The 22102-nt window shown below is 61.7% G+C and carries 20 protein-coding genes and 1 pseudogene; 7 read left to right on the top strand and 14 right to left on the bottom strand.

All coding sequences use genetic code 11. From position 1 onward, the window contains the following. Positions 1-13: 13 nt before the first annotated feature. The gene (locus ACTG2B_RS07050; RefSeq protein WP_005344345.1) at positions 14-646 is read left to right on the top strand and encodes a LysE family translocator; all 633 of its coding nucleotides are present in this window, start codon (positions 14-16) and stop codon (positions 644-646) included. A 73-nt stretch (positions 647-719) separates the two neighbouring features. Here ACTG2B_RS07050 and ACTG2B_RS07055 read toward each other — a convergent pair whose 3' ends face one another. From ACTG2B_RS07055 to ACTG2B_RS07090, 8 genes and pseudogenes are all read right to left on the bottom strand, one after another. Beyond that, positions 720-1928, bottom strand: coding sequence for a cation:proton antiporter (locus ACTG2B_RS07055; RefSeq protein ID WP_439995431.1), 1209 nt, complete (start codon positions 1926-1928; stop codon positions 720-722). A gap of 32 nt (positions 1929-1960) precedes the next feature. Further along, complete coding sequence (locus ACTG2B_RS07060) at positions 1961-3064, bottom strand: beta-N-acetylglucosaminidase domain-containing protein (protein ID WP_368176692.1); 1104 nt, start codon at positions 3062-3064, stop codon at positions 1961-1963. Between the two features lie 43 nt (positions 3065-3107). Next, entirely contained in the window at positions 3108-4835 is a 1728-nt protein-coding gene (locus tag ACTG2B_RS07065; RefSeq protein WP_439995432.1) for a potassium/proton antiporter, read from the bottom strand. A gap of 280 nt (positions 4836-5115) precedes the next feature. Then, positions 5116-5262 (bottom strand): hypothetical protein, encoded by a 147-nt coding sequence (locus tag ACTG2B_RS07070; RefSeq protein ID WP_005337933.1) that lies wholly within the window; start codon positions 5260-5262, stop codon positions 5116-5118. After that, entirely contained in the window at positions 5259-5948 is a 690-nt protein-coding gene (locus ACTG2B_RS07075) for a M15 family metallopeptidase (RefSeq protein WP_439995433.1), read from the bottom strand. Before ACTG2B_RS07075 ends, ACTG2B_RS07070 begins: the two co-directional genes overlap by 4 nt. Continuing rightward, positions 5945-7074, bottom strand: a pseudogene (gene dapE, locus ACTG2B_RS07080) (succinyl-diaminopimelate desuccinylase). Before dapE ends, ACTG2B_RS07075 begins: the two are co-directional and overlap by 4 nt. 19 nt (positions 7075-7093) lie before the next feature. Beyond that, complete coding sequence (locus ACTG2B_RS07085) at positions 7094-7444, bottom strand: ArsC family reductase (protein ID WP_005350451.1); 351 nt, start codon at positions 7442-7444, stop codon at positions 7094-7096. 314 nt (positions 7445-7758) lie between these two features. Next, on the bottom strand, positions 7759-8073 hold the full coding sequence (locus ACTG2B_RS07090; protein ID WP_005337929.1) for a hypothetical protein: 315 nt from the start codon (positions 8071-8073) through the stop codon (positions 7759-7761). Positions 8074-8358: 285 nt separating this feature from the next. Between ACTG2B_RS07090 and dcuC the strand changes: the two genes are divergently transcribed. Further along, complete coding sequence (gene dcuC / locus ACTG2B_RS07095) at positions 8359-9735, top strand: C4-dicarboxylate transporter DcuC (RefSeq protein ID WP_005350454.1); 1377 nt, start codon at positions 8359-8361, stop codon at positions 9733-9735. A 134-nt stretch (positions 9736-9869) separates the two neighbouring features. After that, a complete protein-coding gene (locus ACTG2B_RS07100; protein ID WP_439995434.1) occupies positions 9870-11009 on the top strand; it encodes a M20 family metallopeptidase in 1140 nt (379 codons plus the stop codon). A 137-nt stretch (positions 11010-11146) separates the two neighbouring features. Here ACTG2B_RS07100 and ACTG2B_RS07105 read toward each other — a convergent pair whose 3' ends face one another. The 4 genes from ACTG2B_RS07105 to asnS form a co-directional block, all read right to left on the bottom strand. Further along, on the bottom strand, positions 11147-11803 hold the full coding sequence (locus ACTG2B_RS07105; protein WP_439995435.1) for a hypothetical protein: 657 nt from the start codon (positions 11801-11803) through the stop codon (positions 11147-11149). 174 nt (positions 11804-11977) lie between these two features. After that, complete coding sequence (locus ACTG2B_RS07110) at positions 11978-13321, bottom strand: anaerobic C4-dicarboxylate transporter (RefSeq protein ID WP_005337916.1); 1344 nt, start codon at positions 13319-13321, stop codon at positions 11978-11980. 374 nt (positions 13322-13695) lie between these two features. Then, the gene (locus ACTG2B_RS07115; protein ID WP_040066067.1) at positions 13696-14451 is read right to left on the bottom strand and encodes a substrate-binding periplasmic protein; all 756 of its coding nucleotides are present in this window, start codon (positions 14449-14451) and stop codon (positions 13696-13698) included. Between the two features lie 110 nt (positions 14452-14561). After that, positions 14562-15962, bottom strand: a complete 1401-nt coding sequence (gene asnS, locus ACTG2B_RS07120) for an asparagine--tRNA ligase (protein WP_005337914.1) — start codon at positions 15960-15962, stop codon at positions 14562-14564. 200 nt (positions 15963-16162) lie between these two features. Here asnS and ACTG2B_RS07125 point away from each other — a divergent pair, with 200 nt between their 5' ends. After that, entirely contained in the window at positions 16163-16507 is a 345-nt protein-coding gene (locus ACTG2B_RS07125; protein ID WP_236322697.1) for a hypothetical protein, read from the top strand. Positions 16508-16516: 9 nt separating this feature from the next. Here ACTG2B_RS07125 and ACTG2B_RS07130 read toward each other — a convergent pair whose 3' ends face one another. Both ACTG2B_RS07130 and bioA read right to left on the bottom strand, forming a co-directional pair. Continuing rightward, positions 16517-17329 (bottom strand): HAMP domain-containing protein, encoded by an 813-nt coding sequence (locus ACTG2B_RS07130; protein ID WP_005350472.1) that lies wholly within the window; start codon positions 17327-17329, stop codon positions 16517-16519. Between the two features lie 176 nt (positions 17330-17505). Continuing rightward, positions 17506-18780, bottom strand: coding sequence for an adenosylmethionine--8-amino-7-oxononanoate transaminase (bioA, locus tag ACTG2B_RS07135; RefSeq protein ID WP_439995436.1), 1275 nt, complete (start codon positions 18778-18780; stop codon positions 17506-17508). Positions 18781-18973: 193 nt separating this feature from the next. On the opposite strand from bioA, the gene bioB reads away from it, so the two are divergent. From bioB to bioC, 3 genes are read left to right on the top strand one after another with little or no spacing between them, the layout of a single operon-like run. Then, complete coding sequence (gene bioB / locus ACTG2B_RS07140) at positions 18974-20062, top strand: biotin synthase BioB (RefSeq protein WP_439995437.1); 1089 nt, start codon at positions 18974-18976, stop codon at positions 20060-20062. Further along, complete coding sequence (gene bioF, locus ACTG2B_RS07145; RefSeq protein WP_439995438.1) at positions 20059-21255, top strand: 8-amino-7-oxononanoate synthase; 1197 nt, start codon at positions 20059-20061, stop codon at positions 21253-21255. The genes bioB and bioF overlap by 4 nt, the downstream gene beginning before the upstream one ends. Then, a complete protein-coding gene (gene bioC, locus ACTG2B_RS07150) occupies positions 21248-22063 on the top strand; it encodes a malonyl-ACP O-methyltransferase BioC (protein ID WP_439995439.1) in 816 nt (271 codons plus the stop codon). The genes bioF and bioC overlap by 8 nt, the downstream gene beginning before the upstream one ends. Positions 22064-22102: the final 39 nt, after the last annotated feature.

A 22102-nucleotide genomic window follows, 5' to 3' on the forward strand; every position in this document is an offset into this window, starting at 1 on the left:
ATGGAGGTGTGTTGTGTCCAGCTGGATCGATCCGGCCATTCTGGCTCTGTTTATCCCGACCTTTTTCTTTGTCTCGGTGACCCCCGGCATGTGCATGACTCTGTCGATGACGCTGGGGATGAGCCTGGGGGTGCGCCGTACCCTGCACATGATGTGGGGAGAGCTGATCGGGGTCGGGCTGGTCTCGGTGCTGTCGGTGATCGGGGTGGCCGCCATCATGCTCAACTATCCGGGGATCTTCGCCGCCTTCAAATATGTGGGGGGCGCCTATCTGGTGTGGCTTGGCATCCAGATGTGGCAGGCCAAGGGGAAGATGGCCATTCCGGCGGATCTCTCGGCCGGTCAACAGACCAGCGCCATGGGGCTGGCGCTGCAGGGCTTTGTCACCGCCATCGCCAACCCCAAAGGGTGGGCCTTCATGATCTCCCTGCTGCCCCCCTTTATCTCTGCCGACAAGCCGATGGCGCCGCAGATCAGCGCGCTGGTGGCGCTGATTTTGGTTATCGAGTTCTCCTGCCTGCTGCTCTATGCCAGCGGTGGCCGTACTCTGCGCCACTTCCTCGCCAAGAGCGGCAATGTCACCCTGATGAACCGCATCGCCGGTACTCTGATGCTGGGGGTGGGAGTCTGGCTGGCGCTCGGGTGAGCGCCGTCAGTGACCCTCGGCAGAAAAGAAAAATGCCACCGATCGGTGGCATTTTTTATGGGCGCAGGGTGGCTCAGCGAGGCTTGAAACGCTCGACCCAGGGGTTGGCGGTGAGGCCGTGCAGGATGACGCTCAATATGATGGTGCAGAGCACGGTGGCGATGATGGGGCGCTGGCCAATCAGGGCTGGTTCGTTTTGCAGCACCATCACCGCAAAGACGATACTGGCAAGGCCCCGCGGGCCGAACCAGCCGATAAAGAGCTTGAGCTCCGGCTTGAGGCCGGTACCGATGAGGCTGAGCCAAACCGGCACCATCCGCAGCAGGGTGAGGCTGGCAATGGCATAGAGCCAGTATTGCCAGTGCAGCAGCTCCGGCAGAATGGGCATCAGGGTCGCGCCAAACACCATCCAGATCACCACGGAGAGCAGGTCGCCGTAGCCTTCGCAGCTGTCCATATAGGCGTGCTTGTGCTCGCCGAGGCGGTGGCCGATAAAGAGGCCACCGACAAAGGCGGCGATAAAGCCGCTGCCACCCAGCGTCTGGGCCAGCGCAAAGCAGAGCAGGGCCAGCCCCGGCATGGTGAGCTGACGCCAGAGTGGCAGTTGCCAGCCATTGAGATAGGAGATCTTCAGCAGCCGGATGGTGAGGCTGGTCAGCACAAAGGCGATCAGCAGGCCAATGCCGATCTCCTCCAGCATCAGGGTGATAGCCAGCGTGGCGGTGCCTGCGTGCTGCTCTGTGGGGGCGATAAGGGCCAGCAGTAGAAGCAGCACAGGCACGCAGATGCCGTCGTTGAGGCCGCTCTCCTGATTGAGCCCTTCACGCACCGGTGCCGGCACCGCGGGGTTGCTTACCACCGCCTTGCCGAGCGCCGCATCGGTGGGGGCAAGAATGGTGGAGAGGATCGCCATCTCCAGCAGTGGCAGGTCGGGGAAGATCCAGTGGCCAAACAGGGCGCCACAAAGCAGGGTGAGGGGCAGGCCAATCAGTAGCAGCCGGATGGGGAGCTGGCGGTTGGCCAGCAATACCTGCCAGTTGGTGTTGGCGGCATCGTTGAACAGCACGATAACCAGCGTCAGTTCGGCCAGCAGCTTGATGCCAGCGCTGTCGATAGAGAGGGAGAGCAGCTCCAGCCCACCGGGTCCCAGTAGCCAGCCGGTCAGCAGAAATAGCAGAGGGCCGTTGACCAGCTTTGACTCGAAGCGCCCCGCGATCAGACTGTAGACCAGCAAGAAGGCGGCGATCACCGCCAGATTCTGGTAAAGCAGGTGTGCATCCATACAACCTCCTTTCTGCCCCCCGCAGGGGCGGTTTAATCGGTCAGGCAGTCGGGATCGAACACATACTCCCCGTCCAGCCAGCGCACGATTTCGTCGACGCAGGATTGGTCACGAAACGGCAGATAGCGCGCCTTGAGGGCGGCAATCTGCTCGGGGGTGAGCTGTGCCAGCCCCAGATCCTGAAACAGCGGCAGGTCGGCCTCGATCATCGCCGAAATCTGCGGGCCGCAGGTGGCGTTGAGGGCGGCATGCAGCGCCTTGTCGGGGTCGTACTGCTTGCCGAGCCGGTAACTCATCGGCAGGGTAGCGAGGGGCAGGGCGGAGAGTGCTGCCTGTTTCATCGGGTTGACCGCGTGGCCAGAGACCAGCTCTGCCAGCTCGGCAGGGCGATTCTCGAAGGCGCGCAGATGCAGGTAGCTGCTCGCCTTGCTGCCATCGTTAACCGGGTAGTTGTCCCACAGGAAGGGCTTGCGGCCGAGCAGTTCGGTCACCTGTTTGAGGTGTACCGCCGGATACTCGGTCGAGCAGACCTTGGGGCCGGTCCAGAAGATCTCGAAACGGCGGTCGAGCTGTTCGCCAAGCTCCTCCAGATAGCGGGGAGGCATAGCGCCAAACACCTTCTCCAGTACCGGATCGGTCGAGTAGTAGCTGGGGCAGAAGATAAGGCGGCTTGCCTTGCTGTGGGCCGCGATGTCGTGGGCGATGGTGAGCTGGTGACGAGCCAGATCCGGGGTATCCCCCTTCATGTCGTCAAACAGCACCGCCAGAATGTCAGGCTGGAGCATCTCGTCGATGAGGAGCACTTTCTCAAGCAGCGCCGAGCGTTTGCGATCGTAGTCGTGATGCGCCCCCATGGGGCTCAAGCCCACCCCGAAGGCGAGCCCGTTGGCGCGGCACTGGCGCGCCAGCTCGGCGAGATCGGCCAGCTGCTGCTCGGGCCAGGGGAGGGCCCAGTGCTTGCGCAGATAGCCATCCTCTTTCGGAGCGTAGATATAGAAGCCGTAGCCGTGGCGTGGCAGCCACTGGGCGTAGCGGGCGCGGGCCTGCCAGCTCCATCCCTTGCCAAAAAAGCCTTCAATGACCCCCAGATTGGAAGCGGGGGGCAGGGGGCCGGACAGCAAACTTTGATATGGCATAACACTCTCCCTTCTTGCTGGGGACTTGATACGGGACGGTCAGTCAGACCGGGTCCTCTTCCTGAAAGCGCACCCCGATCTTGCCCGGCACGCTCTCGTCCATTTCGGCCACGGTCCAGATCAGGCCCTGCCATTCGATGTTGTCACCGACCACCAGATTATCGCCCAACTGGCTTGCAATAAAATCGCCCAGTGTCTGATCCGCCACCTCGCTCACATCCAGCCCGTAAAGAGGGGCGAGATCCACCAGTCGTGCCGCCGCTTCCAGCAGGAAGTCACCGAAGAAGCGGGGGCCGAGATCCTGTTCCGGCGCCTGACTGAACAGCTGACCGAGGGCGGGGAGGTCGCGTTCGTGACCGATGACGCAGAGGATGTCATCGGCCTGCAGACAGGTACTGCCCGAGGGGTGGAGCAGCTCGCGGCCACGAAACAGGGCGCAGATCCGGGTGCCGGTAGGCATCTGCAGATCCCGCAGCGGCGAGCCGATGCACCACTTCTCCTCCCCCAGCTGGTAGACGAAGGTCTCCCACTGGCTGTCGAGATCGATTTCGAGCCCGGAGCGGTTGATGGGCGACGGCGGTGCCGGTACCTCCACCCGCGCCAGTTTTGAGGCCAGCGGTAGCGAGCTGCCCTGCAAAATCAGCGAGACCAGCACCACAAAGAAGGCGACGTTGAAGTAGAGCTGAGCGTTGGGCAGCCCCGCCATCATGGGGAACACCGCCAGAATGATGGGCACGGCGCCGCGCAGGCCAACCCAGGAGATAAACCAGCGCTCGCGGGGGGCGAAGTTCTTGAACGGCAGCAGCCCGATCCAGACCGACACCGGGCGGGCAAACAGGATCATCCACATCGCCAGCGCCAGCGCGGGCAGGGCGATGGGCAGCAGCTTGTGGGGGGAGGCGAGCAGCCCCAGCACCAGAAACATGCCGATTTGGCTGAGCCAGGTCAGACCGTCCAGCACCGATAGGGTGGTGCTGCGACTGCGCAGGGCGAGGTTGCCGAGCAACAGACCGGTCAGATAGATGGCGAGAATGCCGCTGCCACCGACCGCCGTGGTGAGGGCGAAGATCAGCAGGCCGCCGCTGACGGTGAGCAGCGGATAGAGCCCCGGCGCCAGGCGGGCGGTGTTGATGAGGCGCCACAGCAGCCAGCCGCCGCCAAGGCCAATCCCGGCGCCAAGGCCAAACTGCTTGACCAGTTGCAGCAGCAGGAAGCCCCCATCCAGCCCTTGCTGGGCGGTGGCGAGCAACTCGATCAGGGTGACGGTGAGAAACACCGCCATGGGGTCGTTGCTGCCTGACTCTATCTCCAGAGTGGCGCTCACCCGCTCGTTGAGACTGCGCCCGCCGAGCAGGGAGAAGACCGCCGCCGCATCGGTGGAGCCGACGATGGCACCGATCAGCATCCCCTGCATCAGGTTGAGGTCAAACAGCCAGGCGGCGGCGAGCCCCGTCAGGCCGGTGGTGATAGCCACCCCGACCGTCGCCAGCGACAAGGCAGGCCAGAGTGCCACCCGGAACGAGGAGACCCGGGTGCGCATGCCGCCGTCGAGCAATATGATGGCAAGCGCCAGGTTGCCCACCAGATAGGCGATGGAGTAGTCAGCGAAGTGGATGCCACCGGGGCCATCCTCACCGGCCAGCATGCCGACGGCGAGGAAGATAACCAGAATGGGAATACCGAGGCGGGAAGAGAGGGCGCTCAACAGTACGCTGGCTCCCACCAACAGGGCAGCGACAAAAAAGAAACTGTTGATGGTAGCGGCATCCAAGGGCGAACTCCTTCCTGGTAATGTGCAAAGTAGGCACATTATATGCAGTTAGGCCCCCCTTGTGTGGCTTATTTGTGCATCAATTTGCACTTTCTTACATTTTTCATCCCTTTTTTCAGCATGGCCGCGCCATATTCTGACAGTGACGGGGTTAACGAAAGCGGAGTCAAAGGCGCGTCGATTTCAGGATGCGCAGGGAGGAAAGGGCGGGGAAAAGCGAAACGGCACAGCAGAGGGAGAGGGGAGCACAAGGGCGCTCCCCACGGGATGGGGGCGGGATTCAGTCGTCCTCGTCATCCTTCACTTCGCGGATCTTGTCCTTGTAGTTGGGCAACTGCTTCTCCAGCCGTTTCATGTCTTTGATGGCATTGAGAAACAGCCCGAGCAGGAACAGCAGCGGCAACCCTATCCACAGCCAGAGATTCATGGGATTTTCCTTTCGTCAGGACAGGTGGTGACATAACGGGCCAAAATTTCATCAAGGTTGGCCAATATGGTCGACTTGCCTTCAATATCCACCTGTTGCAGGCAAAGCGCCAGTGCCTCGGGATCGAGTCGCTGCTCGTCGGACTCCAGCGAGAAGCTGATATGCCAGGGCTCGTAGGCTACCCCGATCGCGGCCCCGACAGGTTTGGCATAAGGGAGGAAGAAGCCGAAGTCGCTCATATGGTCGCTGAGCCACTCGCTGAGATCCGCAAACCAGCCCCCGGCTTCATACTCCCACGGCTCCAGTGCCAGTTTGGTATCGGCAGGCAAACAGTCCGGGTCGTAGATATCGAGATCGGTCCCCCAGTGGTGACGGCTGGTGCCGGGCAGAGCGCTCCAGCGCAAAATGGCGTGCAGCCGCTCTGTCTCACCCAGTTGTAGGGCATCGATGGGCTGGCTGTTGGCATCGAGCAGTGGCCGTTCGCCGCGCCACTTGCCATTCCAGATGGCGAGCTGGCGCTCGAAGCTGCGCCAGCTGGAGGCCGCCTGCAGGTTGAACCCCTCATAGGCGGCCGCCACCTGCATGTCGTTGAAGGCCGCCGCGGTGGCGGCAGTCAGACGATGGGGGCCGCGCCCCACCAGAATTAGGTGGCTCTCGTCGAGCCCCAGTAGTTGTTCCTGCGTCATGCCAGCAATCTCTCGAGCACCCCTTGATACATGTCCGCCAGCAGATCCAGATCGTCCGCCTTCACGCACTCGTTCACCTTGTGAATAGTGGCGTTGACGGGGCCAAGCTCAATCACCTCGGCGCCAGTGGGGGCGATAAAGCGCCCGTCGGAGGTGCCGCCGGTGGTGAGCAGGGCCGGTCGCTGACCGTTCACCGCCTCGATGGCCGCCACAGCCGCATCGAGCAGCGCGCCGGTGTCGGTGAGGAACGGCTGGCCGGAGAGGGTCCAGCTCAGCTGATAATCGAGGCCATGTTTATCCAGCAGCGCTTCGACCCGCTCGCGGATATCCAGGTCGGTCAGTTCGGTGCTGAAGCGGAAGTTGAACTGGACCTGCAGCTCGCCCGGAATGACGTTGGAGGCGCCGGTACCGGCCGAGATGTTGGCGATCTGGAAGCTGGTGGGGGGGAAGTAGGCGTTACCCTCATCCCACACGGTGGCGGCGAGTTCCGCCAGCGCTGGCGCGGCTTTGTGAATGGGGTTGTCCGCCAGATGGGGGTAGGCGACATGGCCCTGCACTCCGCGCACCAGCAGATCGCCGGTGATGGAGCCGCGGCGGCCATTTTTCACCACATCCCCCACCACGGCGGTAGAGGAGGGCTCGCCGACGATGCACCAGCGGATCTTCTCGTTGCGGGCCTCCAGGGTGTCGATCACCCGGGTGGTGCCATTGATAAAGGGCCCCTCCTCATCGGAGGTGATGAGAAAAGCGATGGACCCGGTGTGATCCGGATGCTCGGCCACGAAGCGCTCGACCGCCACCACCATGGAAGCCAGCGAGCCCTTCATGTCGGCGGCGCCGCGCCCATAGAGTACGCCATCCTTGATGGTCGGCTCGAACGGCGGAGTGTGCCATTTGTCCAGCGGCCCGGCGGGCACCACGTCGGTGTGGCCGGCGAAGCAGAACAGCGGCCCCTCGCTGCCACGACGGGCCCAGAGGTTGGTGGTGTCCTCAAACACCATAGGCTCGATGACAAACCCGAGCTTGGCGAGGCGCTCCGCGCCATCAGGGTCTGGCACCCTTCATCGAGGGGGGTAACGGAGGGGCGGCGGATCAGATCCTTGGCCAGTGCGATGACATCCGACATCAGTTGTCCTTAGTTGTCCTTAACGGGAAAAGAGGGATTGATAGTGATCAGCCTTGAAACCCAGAGTCAGTTCGCCGTCACGGTCGAGCAGCGGGCGCTTGATCATGGCCGGATGTTCCAGCAGCAGGGCGCGCGCCTTGGTGGTGTCGAGCCCCTGTTTGGCCTCATCCGGCAGGGCGCGGAAGGTGGTGCCGCGGCTGTTGAGCAGGGCTTCCCAGCCGAGTTTTGCCAGCCAGCTGTCCAGATCGTCCGGGTTCAGGCCGTCGGCGCGGTGGTCGTGAAAGCGGTAGTCGATACCGGCCTCATCCAGCCACTTGCGGGCTTTCTTGATGGTGTCGCAGTTCTTGATGCCATAGAGGGTGATGGCCATGGGGAGTCCTTCTCTTGTGGGCGCTGGCCGTGGGCCGCGTCCCGAAAATCCGAATCAACAGAGTGCAAGGGCCCGATTCTGGCATTGTGGCAATCCCATGGCAACGCCGATGGTCCGGCTCGCGGGTTTTACCGGAACTGGTCACACCTGAGCGGCGCTTTTGAGATCAAGATCAGAAGCGGTGCGGTGGGTATGCCCGATGGGGCGGTGATTGCGGAGAAAAGCCGCTATTGCAGGAGAAGAGAAAGGGCAAACGCCAGATAGCCAAAACGCGCCAGCGGGCGCGTTTTGGTCGGCATTATCAAGCACCTCAATCAGTGCAGGGTGGTCCACTCATGGTCAAAGACCCGGGCCCGTTCCCAGGGGGCATCAGGCAGGCTGGAAGAGAGGCCAGTGTATTTGCCCACGTCGTCCACCACGATGGCGGAGAGGATCGGCAGGTTGTTTTCGGTGCAGTACATGCGGATGCGTTGCAGCAGGGTGCGCAGTTCATCCTGGCACTGCTCCAGCCCGGCCTGCTTGGCCAGTTTGGAGTAACGAATGGTAGTGCGTTCCTTTGCAGACTCGACGAGGATGTCCCACAGCTTGTAGTCGCAGGTCGAAGCACCTGCGGTGGCTTGGCTTGTCATAACTCTCTCCGGCGCGAAATGGTCGCTATGTGTCGAAGCGCATCTTCGCCAGTTCGGCGCCGTCATATGTTGATCCAACGCAAAAAAGAGGGGAGTCGCGTCACACAATTCCCGGATATGGGGTGATAAAGGTTTTCCGGTAGTTGAAATAACGAATAATTGTTACATGGCCGACATATTATGCTAATGAATCACGATGACGGCACCTTTATTGATAGGGATCAAAGGCAAACAGTGGTCAGATCACTAGATTTCGCTCTTCGATAAATTTATCAGGAGTGAATATTGGAACTTTTATTCGTCTTGCTCGTTCTGGTCGCCGTGGTCTACGGCATCATCAAGGATTACAACCCGCAGGCGGTGCTGGCGCTGGCGGGCATGGCCATTTTTGCGGTGGCCTACTGGTTGGGGCTGCACCCCATTCTTCCCGCTGACAAGAGCACCGGCTTCGCCCTGTTCGACCTGTTCGAAGTGTTCAAGGGGATCTTCTCCTACCGCGCGGCGGGCCTCGGCCTCACCATCATGGCGGTGGCGGGTTTTGCCACTTACATGTCCCATATCGGGGCCTCCCAAGCGCTGGTGCGAGTGGCGGTCAAGCCGGTGGCGGGCATCCAGTCCAGCTACCTGATGCTCTCCATCTGCTATCTGGTGGCGGTATTCGTCTCCCTGTTCGTCACCTCCGCTACCGGCCTTGGCCTGCTGTTGATGGTCACCATGTATCCGGTGATGCGCAACCTCGGTATCAGCCCGGCCTCCGCCTGTGGCGTCATCGCCACCTCACAGGCGTTTGAAATTGGCCCGACCCAGACCAACGCCATCTTCTCCGCCGGTCAATCCGGCATGGATCCGACCAGCTATTTTGTCGACTACCAGATCTGGCTGGTGGCCCCCATGCTGCTGGTGACCATGGTGCTGCACTTCTTCTGGCAGCGTCACTGCGATCGCAAGGATGGCTGGGATCCTGCGCTGCATCGCGGCGATCACGCCGAGCTGGACGAGCAGGGCACCGAGAGCGTGCAGGCGCCCACCTGGTATGCCCTGTTGCCGATCATCCCCTTCGTGCTGATGATGACCTTCTCCAAGCTGCTGGTGAGCGACATCAAGATGAGCGTGGAGGTGGCCATGCTGCTGTCGGTCTTTATCGGCATGCTGTGCGAGCTGCTGCGTAGCCGCTCGGTGCGTACCGCGTTTGCCGGGCTGTCGAGCTTCCTCGACGGCATGGGCAAGGTGTTTGGCCCCGTGGTGGCGCTCATCGTCTGTGCCGAGCTGTTTGCCGAATCCCTCAAGGCCATCGGCGCCATCGATACCCTGCTGCACTCTGCCAGCAATGCCGGTATCGGCAGCGGTCTGATGACGCTAGTGATGGTGGCGCTGATCATGGTAGCGGCGGTCATCATGGGCTCCGGCAATGCGGCGTTCCTCAGCTTCTCGACCCTGGCACCGGCGGTGGCGGCCAAGTTTGGCGTACCTGCGGTGACCATGCTACTGCCGATGCAGCTCGCTTCCAGTATCGGCCGCACCGTCTCTCCCATCGCAGCGGTACTGATCGCCTGTGCGGGGATTGCCAAGGTATCGCCCTTTACCGTGGTCAAGCGCACCAGCGTGCCGATGGCGGGGGCGCTGGTGACGGCGCTGACCCTCAATTATCTGCTGTTCATGTAGTGATGTGGGTTATGTAGTGGTGTTTGGAATTTACCGGTCGGGCGGGTGGCATGGCTGCCCGCCTTTTTCTCACTGTGTCGCATTGTTGCAATAGACGATCGGCCATCAACGCTGATTGTTGCATGGAGAAGATAATGACAGTTGTAAAGAGCCCGTTTTCCCTCGATAGCTATCTGGCCGATCTGGCCCCGCTCATCAACCTCGATTGCGGTACTCGCACCCCGGCCGGGGTGGCGAAAGTGGCCGACATCATGACCGAGAAATATGAGGCCATCGGCTGGCAGGTGACCCGCCACCAGTTCGCTGCCGAGTGCGGCCCCTGCCTCGAGATCACCAATGCGCCGGGTGCCGATCACTACGACGTGATGCTGTGCGGCCACATGGATACCGTCTTCCCCGAGGGGACGGCGGCCAAGCGCCCGCTGAAAATCGAAGGCAATCAAGCCTTTGGCCCCGGTGTGTCGGACATGAAGAGCGGCTTGCTCTCTATCTGGTATGCCCTCAAAGAGATGGATCCGGCATTGCTTGCCAAGCTCAAGGTGCTGGTCTGCTACAACTGCGACGAAGAGATTGGCTCCCCTTGGTCGAAAGATTGGCTGGTGGAGAAGGCCAAACAGAGCGGCTGCGTGCTGGTGGCCGAGGCGGCTCGTCCCAACGGGGATCTCATCAGCGCCCGCAAGGGCAATGCCAAGTACCGCATCACCTTCCACGGCAAGGCGTCCCACGCCGGTTCGGCCCTGACCGAAGGGATCTCTGCCATCACCGAGCTGGCGCATTGGGTGCTGGCCATCAACGAGCAGGTCAACATGACCACGGGCACCACCATGAACGTCGGCGTGGTACAGGGCGGCACCGGCGTCAACGTGGTGCCGGACTTTGCCGAGGCGAGCGTGGATTTGCGCTTCTGGAGCAACGAAGAGGCCGCTGCGGTACACGACCGGCTCACCTTTATGGCCAACAACCCCTTCCTCGCGGGTTGTCGGGTCGAGGTGGATCGCCAGACCTTCAAGCCAGCGATGCGCCCGAGCGGCGACACCGAGGCGCTGATGGCGCTGGTGGAGGCGGCAGCCAACGAGGAGGGGATCCCCTTCAACTGGCTGGAGGCCGGTGGCGGCTCGGATGCAAACTTCACCGCCGCTGCGGGTGTGCCGTCCCTCGATGGCTTCGGCCCCATGGGGGGCGGTTTCCACTCGGAGGCGGAGTTCCTGCTGCTGGAGAGCATCGAACCGCGCATCCGCCTGCTGCAGCGGGTGCTGGGCAAGCTGGCGAAATAAGCCTGTTTATTCCTTGTTCGGGCGTCATGGCCCGCTCAAAACTGGTCCGCTCAAATTCAAACGGGAGGCTGTTGCCTCCCGTTTTTTTATCTCGATTTTTCGCGCGCTGAGTGAGCGGGCCAGATGGCCTGAGGCCGTTACCCCTGTGGCTCAGCCAGATAAGCCAGATGATCCTGCCGCGCCACCTGCCAGCCATCGAGGCGCAGCGGGGCGGCAAAGCCCGGGCCGTCGGTCACCATGGTGTGGTACTCCCCTTGCTCGCCGCAGGCATCGAAGCCCTCGCGCTCGGCCAGTTGCTGCAACTCGGCGAGGGTGGCGGCATCGAGGATGCGCCCAGTCCACTCGGGGGCCAGCACCCGGGTATCGACGCAGGAGAGGTGGGCGACGATGCCGCGTGCCAGCATATTCGCCAGCAAGGCTTGGCGAGATTGCTGCCAGAGCGGGGTATAGACGGTGAGACCCAGCGGCTGGCAGCGTTCGCGGATCCAGTTAGGCGCACCGCCCACGCTGTCGATATCGCCGGTGACTACGCCATCGAGTTGCCACTCATCCTTGAGCCGCGCCAGTGCCCGCTCATAACCGAGATCGAACGGCGCTTCTATGGTGACCAGCAGATGGGGCAGCCCGAGGGCTTCCGCCTGACGGCGCACCAGCGGCAAGGGATGAGCGAGAAATCGGGGCTCTGGCGGCGCAAAGGTGGCCAGTGCCATCACCTGATGGCCCGCTTGGCGAGCATGACAGAGGGCCAGCATGGCATCTTTGCCACCGCTCCAGAGCAGGATGACGCGAGACATGGATGAGATTCCGGTGGTGAACGAGGGGGCATGCTACCCAGCGGCGGGGGCAGAGGTAAAGGCATAGTGTCCGGAAATGGCGGCGGGGAAGTGGTTGAGGTAACTGAGCGGGGAAAAAAGCAGGCCCCCGAAGCGGGGGCCTGTATTGCAATAGCGTGGTAAACGCCGCTGCGATTAGAGCAGGATGCTGGTGAGGATAAAGCCCAGCGAGCAGGAGGTCACCACCCCGATCAGCCCCGGAATGATGAAGCTGTGGTTGATGATGAACTTGCCGATGCGGGTGGTGCCGGAGCGGTCGAAACCGATACAGGCCAGATCGCTCGGGTAGGTCGGCAGCACGAAGTAGCCGTAGCTGGCTGGCAGGAAGGCGATCAGCAGCTTCGGCTCGACACCCAGCGCCAGACCCATGGGGGCGATGGCGGTGAGGGCGGCGGCCTGGCTGTTTACCAGCTTGGAGATGAGGAACAGCACCAGAGCGTAGGTCCAGGGCTGGGCCTGTACCACATGGGCCAGGGTCTCTTTGAGCAGCGGCATGTGAGCCTGGAAGAAGGTCTCACTCATCCATGCCACCCCGAATACGGAGAAGATGGCGACCATGCCCGCCTTGAAGACGGCGCCGTTGGCGATCTCGCCCGGCTTGACCTTGCAGCGCATCAGGATGATGGCACCGGCGATCAGCATCATCATCTGGATCACCAGGTTCATGGAGAGCGGGCCGGTCTTGTCCTTGATGGTGAACACCGGACGCAGACCTTCGTTGGCGCCGAGCAATACCACGGCAGCGATGGCGGCGAAGAAGATCCAGGTAGACCAGTAGGCTTCTTTCGGGAACTTGGTGTTGAGCAGGGTCTCGCCACCACCGTAGATGAAGGCGCGTTGCTCTGGGTCTTTGATCTTGGCCTGAAACTCTTCATCCTTGTCCAGATCCTTGCCGCGACGCAGGCTCCACAGGGCCGCCACGATGACACCGGTCAGGGAGGAGGGGATGGCGATCATCAGGATGTCGAGCAGGCCATAAGCCTGACCGATACCGTGACCGGCCGCCAGAATGGAGACCATGGAGACCACGGCAACGGAGACCGGGGAGGCGCAGATGGCCATCTGGGAGGCAACGGAGGCTACGGCCATCGGGCGCTCGGGACGGATGTTCTTCTGCAGCGCGATGTCAGCGATGATGGGGAACATGGTGTAGACCACGTGGCCGGTACCGCACAGGAAGGTGAGGGTCCAGGTGGTGAGCGGCGCCAGGATAGTGATGTATTGCGGGTGGCGGCGCAGCAGACGCTCGGCCACTTGCATCATCAGGTTGAGGCCACCGGCAGTCTGCAGGGTGGCGGCACAGCCGATCACCGCCAGAATGGTCAGCATTACCTGAACAGGCGGTTCGCCCGGCACCAGGCCGAAGACGAAGGTCAGCAGGAAGAGACCGATACCACTGATGAGACCGAGTCCCATGCCCCCAAAGCGGGTACCCAGCAGCAAGCAGCCGAGTACCACTAAAAATTCCATCAAGATCATTCCGTTACCTCGTGTGATTCAACCCATATTGCCGCGGGTAGCCTGAACCATGAATTGTCATTGTCTGTTTTATTTAGCCCAAAAGGGTTAGTTGCTATTCTGCTCCCCTGAAAAAGTGAAAAAATTGAGTTACTTCAATAACTCGATGAATTTTTGATTAAACCACTTAAAAACCACGTACTAACAAAAACATTATTTTTGTCACCAAATGGTATCACTCGGGGCCAAGCCATCGGGTGGTCATGGTGGCAGCACAGAGTGGCAGCAGGGCTGCAGGGGAGGGGCATAAAAAGGGCTCGATTGCGGCAGAAGAGGGTGAAAAAGCCAGCGCTCAGGCTACTTTTGCCAGCAAGGGCTGACTTCGGCGGGTTGGCTCACTTGGCCGCAGGTGCTTGCTGCAGATAGCGGCGCTGATAATCCTCGCTCAGCTTGGCAATATCGAGTCTGGCAATGGCCTGTGCCACCCGTTGCTGCAACGCCTGCTGATCGGGACGAAACATGATGTGCAGGCTCTTGTGTTCGAGGATCTTCGGGTGAAATTGCAATCCGGCGCTGCTCAGCTTGCGATCATGGTTGATGAGCCAGTGAAAGACATCCCGATCGATCACCGCCAGATCGAGCCGGTCACGTTGTAATTTGCGCAGGTTGAGCAGGTCTGCATCGACGGCGGCAGTGTTGAGGCGCTTGCTGGCCATCAGGGCATCGAATTCACGGGTGTTGACGTATCCCTCCACCACGCCGATCCGGTAGGGGGCGAGATCCGTGAGCTGCTGCCAGGGGATGGGGGGGCCTGAGCGCTGCGCCATGCCCAGCACGCTGTCGCCCACGCTGGGGGAGTTGCGCCACAGGGTCGGCAGGGTGTCGGAGAGGTACTCGGGAAAATAGCCGCTATAAGGCTGGGTCGGGTCGGCCGCCAGCCGCACTGCCCGCTGCCAGGGGTAGAAATCGAATGTCACTTCCAGTCCCGCCTCGGCAAAGGCGCGCTTGACGATATGACCGGTAAGGCCGCCATCGGGCAGGCTCTGGCTGGTGTAGGGGGGCCACTCCAGGGTGGTCAGACGAACAGGCTCGGCCCACAGTTGAACAGGCATGCAGGACAGCAGTAGCGAGAGCAGCAGGCGATATCCCATAGGCGACGAGTTCCTTGTGCCGGTTGATCCTGAGTATCACCCATAACGGTGACAATAAAAAAGCCGACCCACAGGTCGGCTTTTGCAATGCAGTGGCAAGATGCCGCTGATCAGAACTCGGCGGTACGCGGAGTACGCGGGAACGGGATCACGTCGCGGACGTTGCCCATGCCGGTCACGTATACAACCAGACGCTCGAAGCCCAGACCGAAGCCGGAGTGCGGCACGGTACCGAAGCGACGCAGGTCGCGGTACCACCAGTAATCTTCCTTGTTCAGGCCCATCTCGGCCAGGCGGGCATCCAGCACGTCCAGACGCTCTTCACGCTGGGAACCACCGATGATCTCGCCGATGCCCGGTGCCAGTACGTCCATCGCGGCAACGGTCTTGCCGTCGTCGTTGAGGCGCATGTAGAAGGCTTTGATATCTTTCGGGTAGTTCTTCACCACCACCGGAGACTTGAAGTGCTCCTCGGCCAGATAGCGCTCGTGCTCGGAGGAGAGATCGATACCCCAGGAGACCGGGAACTCGAACTTCTTGCCGCAGTTTTGCAGCACTTCGATGGCGTCGGTGTAGTCGATCTGGGCGAAGTCGGAGGAGACGAAACGCTCCAGACGGCCGATGGCATCCTTGTCCACGTGCTGGGCGAAGAACTCCAGATCGTCGCGACGCTCGGTCAGTACGGCGTTGAAGACATACTTCAGCATGGCTTCGGCCAGTGCGGCGTTATCTTCCAGATCGTTGAAGGCCACTTCCGGCTCAACCATCCAGAACTCGGCCAGGTGGCGGCTGGTGTTGGAGTTTTCAGCGCGGAAGGTCGGGCCGAAGGTGTAGACCTTGGAGAGGGCGCAGGCATAGGTTTCGGCGTTCAGCTGGCCGGATACGGTCAGGAAAGCCTCTTTGCCGAAGAAATCTTCGTTGTAGTCCACCTTGCCGGCGTCGGTGCGCGGCAGGTTTTCCATGTCCAGAGTGGAGACGCGGAACATCTCGCCGGCACCTTCGGTGTCAGAAGCGGTGATGAGCGGGGTCGCAACCCAGAGGAAACCCTCTTCGTGGAAGAAGCGGTGGATGGCTTGCGCCAGGCAGTGACGAACGCGGGTCACGGCGCCAACGATGTTGGTGCGCGGGCGCAGGTGAGCCTGTTCACGCAGGTATTCGATGCTGTGGCGCTTGGCGGCCATCGGGTAGGTGTCCGGATCTTCGACCCAGCCGACTACCTTCACCTCGGTCGCCTGCAGTTCGAAAGCCTGGCCGCTGCCCTGAGAGGCGGCAACCACGCCGGTCACTTCCACGGAGCAGGCAGTGGTCAGACGCAGCACTTCATTCTCGTAATTGGCCAGGGTATTGGGGACAACTGCCTGTACCGGATGGAAACAGGAGCCATCGGAAATGGCCAAAAATGAGATCCCCGCCTTGGAATCACGGCGAGTCCGGATCCACCCTTTGACAGTTTGGGTGGTGCCGACCGGATACTTACCGGCCAGCACATCTACTACGGATGCGTGCGTCATCGAAATATTGTCTCCAGCTTGTTCTTGCAGCGCTATTTGCAACACTAGGGAGTCTGGCCCGGGCACAGATGGCCCACCATGGCAGACTAAGCCGTCAATCTTACCCGCGCGGGTTTGATAAACAAGCAAAAATGTCGGACTCTGGTGGGGTTTTCGGCATGGTTCACTCAACAAGAGTGTCACGGGCGCAGGAGAGGTGGGTGAAAGATCGGCGGCATGGGCCAGATTGGCTGACACGGGTGTTGCAGGGGCTGGTGATGCTCTGCTGGGGCGGCTTTATCGTGCTGCTCTCCCTTTACCACTATGCCCGGCCCGAAATTGCCTACGGTTTTCTGGTCTATGGCGGGATCGAGGTGCGCGATTATTGGGACCCGGCCCTTACCCCCTGGCTGGTCTACGGGCTCTGGAGCTGTTGCACCCTGACGCTGGCGGTGTTGCTGCTGGAGCGCAAGCGCAGCCGCCGTCAGGATGACTCCCGGCATGTCAATCTGGCCATCCTGCTATTGGTGCTGATCGCCAGCTTGCTCTTCTACTATGTCGGTTAAGCGCCCGCCTCAGCGGGGCTGATCCGGCTCCTGCCTGCTGGCCTTGGTGCGCTTGCCGAGCTGGCGCTCCACGCTGTCGAGCATCTGGTTGTAGGCCACCGCCACCCGGCCAATCTCGTCGCCGTCATCCCCTTCCAGCCGGTGGCCGAAGTCGTGCAGGTCGGTGGCCTCTTCCATGGAACGGGTCAACTGGTTGAGGGGGCGCACGATCCAGGTGCGGATGACCCAGAGGGTCAGCAGCAGTCCCATCCCGAAGATGCCGGTGAGGATCAGCGCCGAGGTGAGGATATTCTGCTCGACCCGGGTAAACAGCGAATCAAGGGAGTAGTCAAAGCGCACCGCCCCTAACACAGTGTTCTCCGGCACCAGATGACAGCTGGTGCAGTCGGTGCCGCGAAAATCCTTCTTGGCCAGCAGCGGTCGGGTCACTACCAGACGGCTGTGCATGCCGTTGTGCACCACCTCCAGACTCCCTTTGCCCGCCAGAGCCAGCTCATCAAACTCATCCTTTACCTGCTCTGTCTCCCGTCCCGGCCCGAACTGTTTGCTCACCGCGTCGCCACGGACGATGCGGGCATCCTCCACATGGGCATGGTCGAGAAACTTGCCGCGCAGGGTATCGCGGGCATCCATCTTGCCGGTCAGCATCAGCATGTTGAGGCCATCGAAATAGGCTTCGGTCTGCTCGCGGCTCTGCTCCTTGATGAGGGTCAGGATGAGATCGCGCTCGCGCACCGCCTGATAGGCTGCGGAGAAGACCAGTACCATGGAGAAGATGAAGAGCAGGAAAAAGTTGATTTTGGCAGCAATGGAGAGGCGCATGAGCAGTCTTTCTTGATGGTAAAACCGCAGCAGTTTACCCCTCTTGGGGCCTCAGGTCTGGTGTTTTGCTCACATTACGGCAAGTGAAACTGCACTGAAGTGGATAAAGTTGCCCTCTTTATATATCAAATGCGGGTAGCCAAACGGGCGGCAGCGATGGCCGCCCGCTGTATGCATTAAAACTCGCCCTCGGTGATGGCCTGACGGATGGCGCCGGTCAATACCCTCAACTCTTCAGGGGTGATGACGAACGGGGGCATCAGGTAGACCAACTTGCCAAAGGGGCGGATCCAGGCGCCCAGTTCGACAAACTTGCGCTGGATGCGCACCACATCCACCCGCTCTTTCATCTCCACCACCCCGATGGCACCGAGCACCCGCACATCGGCGACCGCCGGGTGCAAGGTCAGCTCTACCAGTTCTGTTCGCAGCTGATGCTCGATGGTGCGCACCCGCTCCTGCCAAGGTGAGGCCAGCAGCAGATCGATAGAGGCGTTGGCCACCGCGCAGGCGAGCGGGTTGCCCATAAAAGTGGGGCCGTGCATAAAGACCCCCGCCTTGCCGTCACAGATGGTACGGGCGACCTGCTCGGTGGTCAGGGTCGCCGAGAGGGTGAGGTAGCCGCCGGTAAGCGCCTTGCCCAGACACATGATGTCGGGGCTGATCCCCGCCCAGTCGCAGGCAAACAGCTGGCCGGTGCGGCCAAAGCCGGTGGCAATCTCGTCAGCTATGAGCAGCACGCCGAACTCGTCGCACAGGGCGCGTACCCACTGCAGGTAGCGGGGGTGATAGAAGCGCATGCCGCCAGCGCCCTGCACTATGGGCTCAAGCACGATGGCGGCGATCTCTTCGTGATGATCCGCCATGAGTGTCGCCAGCTCCACCACGCACTGCTCGTCCCACTCGGCGTGGAAGCGACAGCTGGGGGCTTCGACAAAATGGTGCTCCGGCAGGAATCCCTTGTAGAGCTCATGCATGCCGCCATCGGGATCGCAGACGCTCATGGCGCCAAAGGTGTCGCCGTGATAGCCGCTGCGCAGGGCGACAAATTTGGCTCTGGGCGTCCCCTTGGCATGCCAGTACTGCTGGGCCATCTTGAGCGCCACTTCCACTGCCACCGAGCCGGAATCGGCCAGAAATACCCGATCAAGCCCCTTCGGAGTGATCTCCACCAGCTTGCGGCAGAGCTCGACCGCCGGGGGGTGGGTCAGCCCGCCAAACATCACGTGAGACATCTTGCCGAGCTGGGCGGTGGCAGCGGCGTCCAGTTCCGGCACCTGATAGCCGTGCACGCAAGCCCACCAGGAGCTCATGCCATCCACCAGTTCGCGGCCATCGCTGAGGGTGATGGTCACCCCTTTGGCGCTGGCCACTTCATAGCAGGGCAGGGGGTGAGTGAGTGAGGTATAGGGGTGCCAGATGTGGTGCAGGTCGAATTCTTGGTTGGTCATTTTGTATTCTGTTGTCAATTTGTTTGATCTGGTCGGTGTTGACAGTCTACGCGTGCTCTCTACACTAGCCAACAATTTCAGCCACTTGGCACTGCGCATCACCCTGAGCGCGCAGGCCCGGCGGCGGGTTCTGTGGCCGTCCATCCCAAGATGGCGGGCGCAGGATCCCACTAATAACAACCGGAAGCCATGTATGAATGCTCTCACCGCGGGCGGTCACGCCCTTCGTCATGACTGGACCCTCGCCGAGGTTCAGGCCCTGTTTACCCTGCCATTCAACGATCTGCTGTTTCAGGCCCAGACCGTCCACCGCGCCCACTTTGACCCGAACGAAGTGCAGGTGAGCACTTTGCTCTCCATCAAGACCGGCGCTTGCCCGGAAGATTGCAAATACTGCCCCCAGAGCGCCCGTTACCACACCGGTCTTGAGGCCGAGCGGCTGATGGAGGTGGAGAAGGTGCTGGAGCGGGCCCGTGAAGCGAAGGCCAACGGCTCGTCCCGTTTCTGCATGGGGGCCGCCTGGCGCAACCCCAAAGAAAAAGACATGCCCTACATCATCCGGATGATTGAGGAGGTGCGCGGGCTCGGTATGGAGACCTGCATGACCTTGGGGATGCTTACCGCCGATCAGGCGGCGCGTCTGGGGGCCGCGGGGCTTGATTACTACAACCACAACCTCGACACCTCGCCGGAGTTCTACGGCGAGATCATCTCCACTCGCACCTATCAGGATCGGCTCGATACTCTGGAGCATGTGCGCAGCGCCGGCATGAAGGTCTGCTCCGGTGGTATCGTCGGCATGGGTGAGCAGGCGAAAGATCGGGCGGGCCTCTTGATGGCGCTCGCCAATTTGCCCCGTCATCCCGAAAGCGTGCCCATCAACATGCTGGTCAAGGTGAAGGGCACGCCGCTGGAGGATCAGGAGAACCTCGATCCGTTCGAATTTATCCGCACCATCGCCGTGGCACGGATCATGATGCCCGCCTCCCATGTGCGCCTCTCAGCCGGGCGGGAGAAGATGAATGAGCAGATGCAGGCCATGTGTTTTATGGCCGGGGCCAACTCCATTTTCTATGGCTGCAAGTTGCTGACCACCCCCAACCCGGACGAAAACAGCGATATGCAGCTGTTCAAGCGGCTCGGCATTCGCCCTGCCCAGCGGGCCCAGAAGCCGGATCAGGTTCAAGAAGAGGAACTGCTGGCCGAGGTGAGTCGCCAGAGCGAGCCTGCCGAGATGTTTTATGACGCCACCCGCCCCCGTGCAGGGGCTGCGCGGTCATGAACGGCCCTGCAGTAACGGGCCCCTTTGTGTTGGGCACGGCTCTGGCCGAGCGCGAGCAGGTGGGTCTGCTGCGCAACCGCATCGCGACCGACGGGGTGAGTGGCGGGCGGCTCAAGGTTGCGGGGCGCGACTACCTCAACTTTTCCGCCAACGACTATCTGGGACTGGCGGATCACGGCGCCATCAAGGCCGCCTTCAATGCGGGGATTGAACGTTATGGCACGGGCTCCGGCGCCTCGCCGCTGGTGACCGGTTACAGCCGTGCCCACCAAGAGCTTGAGGAGACCCTGGCCGAGTGGCTCGGGGTGGAGGCGGTGCTGCTGTTCAACTGCGGTTTTTCGGCCAATCAGGCGGTGCTCAAAGCGTTGCTCGGCAAGGAACATCTGCTGTGGCAGGACAAACTCAACCACGCCTCCCTGCAGGAGATGGGCAGCCAGCTCCCTTGCAAGATGAAGCGTTTTGCCCACAACGATATGGCGGCCCTTGAACGGCAGCTTGAGCCAAATCGCGGGCTCATCGTCTCGGAGGGGGTGTTCAGCATGGACGGGGATCAGGGCCCTTGGCGCGATCTCGCAACCCTCGCCGCCCAAAGCGGCAACTGGCTGATGATCGACGATGCCCACGGTCTTGGTGTGCTGGGATCCGAGGGGCGCGGCACTCTGGCGGCGCAGGGGGTTGCTCTTGCCAGCGTACACATCCAGATGGGCACTTTTGGCAAGGCGCTCGGGGTTGCCGGTGCCTTTGTCGGCGGCAGTCGCGAGCTGGTGGAGTATCTGGTCAACTTCGCTCGCCACTATGTCTACAGCACCCATATGCCCGCCGCGCAGGCCTGTGCGGTGAGCAAGAGTATCCAACTGGTACGCGCCGCCGAGGATGCCCGCGCCCATCTTGGCCAGCTGATCGCCCGCTTCCGGCAAGGGGCAAAGGCGCAGGGTTGGCAGCTTGGCGCGAGTGATACCCCGATCCAGCCGCTGCTGGTGGGGGAGAGCAGTGTTGCCCTGCAACTGGCTGAACGGCTGCGGGAGCGCGGCGTCTGGGTGAGCGCCATCCGCCCGCCCACTGTGCCAGTCGGTACGGCCCGGCTGCGCATTACCCTGAGCGCGGCTCACCGCGAGCAGGATGTGGATCGCTTGCTCGATGCCTTGGGGGTCTGCCCTGCAGTTACAACGCTTGGGGAGGCTCACCATGACTGAGCGTTTTCAAACGGTCGACAAGGCGCAGCTTGCTCGCCGTTTCGGCGCCGCCGCTCGTCACTACGATGCCCATGCCCGCTTTCAACAGGAGGTGGGTCAGGCGCTGTTGGAATGGATGCCGAGCAGGCCGGTTGGCACTGATCTGACGGTGAGCGGGCTGGATCTGGGCTGCGGCACCGGCTTTTTCTTGCCCCAACTGGCGAACCGTTGTCATCAGTTGGTGGGGCTGGATCTCGCCCCCGGCATGCTGGCGCAGGCTGCCTTGCGTGGCAGCGATGCTCGCCTGCTCTGCGGCGATGCGGAGCAGCTTCCTTTCGCCGACAGCGCGTTTGACTGGGTTTTCTCCAGTCTGGCGTTGCAGTGGTGCGAGCGTCCAGCCCAGGCTTTCGGCGAGCTGCTGCGGGTGGTCAAACCGGGCGGCCAGATCTTTTTCTCGACCCTGCTCGATGAGTCGCTCTGGCAGTTGCGAGCCGCCTGGCAGCAGCTTGATGGTCGCGCCCATGTCAATCGCTTCCTCAGCCTGCCACAATTGGAGCAGGCGCTGGCTAGCGCTGGGGTATCTGCTCCCGAGCTGCGTTGTATCACCTGGGATCTCGCCTATCTTGAATTGCCGCAGCTGTTGCGTGATCTCAAGGGGATTGGGGCCAATCAGGTCAATGACAATCAGGGGAGTGCCGCCCCGGCCGGTCTGAGCGGTCGCGCCAGATTGCAGCAGCTGGCGCAGGCGTATGAGGCGTTTCGCCAGCCCGATGGCAGGCTGGTCGCCAGTTATCGGGTGTGCCTCGGCCGTCTCAGCAAGCCTCGCTGAGCGCCGGGAATCGCATTGTGTGCAGGGTAGTCAACGGGC

Origin of the sequence: Aeromonas sp. 30P (assembly GCF_051919805.1) — a bacterium.
In the GTDB taxonomy this organism is placed as follows: domain Bacteria; phylum Pseudomonadota; class Gammaproteobacteria; order Enterobacterales; family Aeromonadaceae; genus Aeromonas; species Aeromonas veronii.

Coding starts and splice junctions, on each gene's coding strand:
- ACTG2B_RS07105 (WP_439995435.1), bottom strand. CDS start 11,803: ATGTCTCGCGTCATCCTGCTCTGGAGCGGTGGCAAAGATGCCATGCTG.
- ACTG2B_RS07130 (WP_005350472.1), bottom strand. CDS start 17,329: ATGCGCCTCTCCATTGCTGCCAAAATCAACTTTTTCCTGCTCTTCATC.
- ACTG2B_RS07055 (WP_439995431.1), bottom strand. CDS start 1,928: ATGGATGCACACCTGCTTTACCAGAATCTGGCGGTGATCGCCGCCTTC.
- ACTG2B_RS07085 (WP_005350451.1), bottom strand. CDS start 7,444: ATGGCCATCACCCTCTATGGCATCAAGAACTGCGACACCATCAAGAAA.
- ACTG2B_RS07060 (WP_368176692.1), bottom strand. CDS start 3,064: ATGCCATATCAAAGTTTGCTGTCCGGCCCCCTGCCCCCCGCTTCCAAT.
- ACTG2B_RS07070 (WP_005337933.1), bottom strand. CDS start 5,262: ATGAATCTCTGGCTGTGGATAGGGTTGCCGCTGCTGTTCCTGCTCGGG.
- ACTG2B_RS07100 (WP_439995434.1), top strand. CDS start 9,870: ATGACAGTTGTAAAGAGCCCGTTTTCCCTCGATAGCTATCTGGCCGAT.
- asnS (WP_005337914.1), bottom strand. CDS start 15,962: ATGACGCACGCATCCGTAGTAGATGTGCTGGCCGGTAAGTATCCGGTC.
- ACTG2B_RS07110 (WP_005337916.1), bottom strand. CDS start 13,321: ATGATCTTGATGGAATTTTTAGTGGTACTCGGCTGCTTGCTGCTGGGT.
- ACTG2B_RS07090 (WP_005337929.1), bottom strand. CDS start 8,073: ATGACAAGCCAAGCCACCGCAGGTGCTTCGACCTGCGACTACAAGCTG.
- bioB (WP_439995437.1), top strand. CDS start 18,974: ATGAATGCTCTCACCGCGGGCGGTCACGCCCTTCGTCATGACTGGACC.
- ACTG2B_RS07075 (WP_439995433.1), bottom strand. CDS start 5,948: ATGACGCAGGAACAACTACTGGGGCTCGACGAGAGCCACCTAATTCTG.
- ACTG2B_RS07115 (WP_040066067.1), bottom strand. CDS start 14,451: ATGGGATATCGCCTGCTGCTCTCGCTACTGCTGTCCTGCATGCCTGTT.
- bioC (WP_439995439.1), top strand. CDS start 21,248: ATGACTGAGCGTTTTCAAACGGTCGACAAGGCGCAGCTTGCTCGCCGT.
- bioA (WP_439995436.1), bottom strand. CDS start 18,780: ATGACCAACCAAGAATTCGACCTGCACCACATCTGGCACCCCTATACC.
- bioF (WP_439995438.1), top strand. CDS start 20,059: ATGAACGGCCCTGCAGTAACGGGCCCCTTTGTGTTGGGCACGGCTCTG.